The sequence below is a fragment of the Actinomadura sp. CNU-125 genome (genome assembly GCF_001942465.1).
Lineage (GTDB): Bacteria > Actinomycetota > Actinomycetes > Streptosporangiales > Streptosporangiaceae > Spirillospora.
In genome coordinates, this window is sequence record NZ_MKJY01000493.1 from 1 (window position 1) to 1,948 (window position 1,948).

2 protein-coding genes are annotated in these 1,948 nt (G+C 73.9%); one reads left to right on the top strand and one right to left on the bottom strand.

Annotated features, from left to right (window positions below):
* Positions 1-219: 219 nt before the first annotated feature.
* Positions 220-444: a hypothetical protein gene (locus BJF79_RS38640; protein WP_143220779.1), complete on the bottom strand. Its 225-nt coding sequence runs from the start codon at positions 442-444 to the stop codon at positions 220-222.
* 509 nt (positions 445-953) lie between these two features.
* Between BJF79_RS38640 and BJF79_RS38645 the strand changes: the two genes are divergently transcribed.
* The coding region (locus BJF79_RS38645) for a serine/threonine-protein kinase (protein ID WP_158079425.1) at positions 954-1,948 on the top strand (995 nt) is incomplete at its 3' end.

A 1,948-nucleotide genomic window follows, 5' to 3' on the forward strand; every position in this document is an offset into this window, starting at 1 on the left:
CGGGCGCGGCGGTGACGAGCACGCAGCGGCGGCGGGCCGCCGGGGGCGGGCGGCGCGGGCGGCCGTTCGGTGGCCACCAGGGCGCCGACCAGGTCGGCGGTGAGCGCGGCGGCGGTCACCAGCGGCAGCACCGACCGGTTGCGGACGGGCCGGACCGGCACCGGCTCGAACCGCGCGGGCGCCGGGAGGGCGGCACCTCGACGGCGCAGGCCGCGTCGTTCACCTGCCAGGGCGGCGGACGCGCAACTCGATCAGCTGGACGCGGACGGCGTAGCGCGGCATCCCCTCGATGCGCAGGAGCACGTAGGCGACGCGGACGGCGGGGGCGAGCTTGGCGAGCGCGACGGTCAGCGCGGGATCGGGCAGCCGGGCGGGCAGCGCGCGCAGCCAGGGGCCGAGGCCGATGTGCAGGCGGCGCGGCGGCCGCATGGCGCGGCGGAGCACCCGGGTACGGCGGCGGGCGAGCCCGGCGGGCGACCGGTCGCGGAGCCGCCGCGCGCCGTGCCGTCCACGATCCGCCGGGCGATCGCGAGCCGGTAGACGCGCTTGCCCCGGCCCGGCAGAACGAAATAGGCCATTCGGACAAGGTCGCCATAAGCCGTTTTTGCCGCCGACGTCTCCGCCTCCGGATTGGTCATGAGATCTTCCATCACGGCGCGCCACTCCGCTCCACGCGTTTCCCGATCGCGAATCCCGAGGTTATGGCGTACCCGGACCATTCCGGAGCCGAATTGCGAGAATGCCCGCGACGACCAACGAATATGTCGTGCGATTTCGGGACGAGTCGTACCGGCGGTGGTGCGGCCCGGTTCCGGCGACGCGATCCCGGTCGCCGGAGCGATATCCGCCACGTCCGATTCGTCCCCGTACTACCCTTGGGGCTTCCGGGGGACGCCCCGGACGTCCGCGCCCCCGCCCGCGGTGAACACAAGACCAGAAGGATCCAGCGACGCATGACCGAGCACGTTCCGGGTTACCGGGTGCTGGAGCAGGTCGGCGAGGGCGGCTTCAGCGTCGTGTACCGCGCCCACCAGGAGCGCCTCGACCGGATGGTGGCGCTCAAGGTGCTGTCCATCAGCGCCGTCGACGACGCGTCGATGCGCCGCTTCCAGCGCGAATGCAAGATCACCGGACGGCTGTCCGGGCACCCCAACATCGTGACCGTGCTCGACACCGGCACGACCTCCTCCGGCCGCCCCTACATCGCGATGGAGTACTTCGAGCACGGCGCGCTCTCCGACCGGCTCGCCCGGGAAGGCCCGCTCCCCGTCGCCGAGGTGCTGCGCGTCGGAGTGAAGACGGCGGGCGCGCTCGCCGCCACCCACGAGACGGACGTGCTGCACCGCGACGTCAAACCGCAGAACATCCTGCTGTCCCGGTACGGGGAGCCCGCGCTCGCCGACTTCGGCATCGCCCGCCTCGTCGACTCCTTCGACGGCACGCACACGCAGGCGTTCACCCCGAACCACGCCGCGCCGGAGATCCTGCAGGGCTCGCCGCCCGGCGTCGGCGCCGACATCTACTCGCTGGGCTCGACCCTGTACCAACTGCTGGCCGGTCATCCCGCTTTCCAGGGGCGGCCGAACGAGGGCATCGCGCCGCTGGTGCTGCGCGTCATGAACGAACCGCCGCCCGCGATCCCCCGCACGGACGTGCCGCGTCCGGTGCAGGAGATCCTCGGACGGGCGATGGCGAAGGCGCCCGCGCAGCGGTTCGCCGGCGCGATCGAGTTCGCGCAGGCCATACAGGCGGTGCAGGCCGAACTGGGGCTGCCGGTCACCGACCTGGCGGCCAGCGGCGTCTCCACGCTGCCGCACCCGGCGGGCCCCGGACCGGGCACGGGCACGGGACCCGATCGTCGGCCGGAGCGCCGACGGGCGGCGCGCCGACCGGCGGGCGGTTGTCGTTCCCGGACGTCTCGGGGCCGCCGCCCGTCCCCGAGTGGGCG